The following is a 236-nucleotide window of genomic DNA, read 5'->3' as shown; positions in this document are numbered from 1 at the left end:
CCTTCTGACCAATTAATCAGATCATCCGCACCACCATTCTCCGATGCACTTAAAGACCAATCATAAATCGTCGACATCTCAACACCTCACGTCTTAATCGCAAACACAACACTCATATTTATCGGGCGTGTCTCACTGGCTCCAAAACTTGCCGATGGAACATCACGCATATGAAGATGCGTCTGCGGAAAGGCGAGCTTATGATGAACCCGTATATCCTCTGCTCTCACTCCCAA

The organism is Bartonella sp. AA89HNZF (assembly GCF_042196905.1).
GTDB lineage: Bacteria > Pseudomonadota > Alphaproteobacteria > Rhizobiales > Rhizobiaceae > Bartonella.
Note: the sequence above shows the minus strand (reverse complement) of the source record.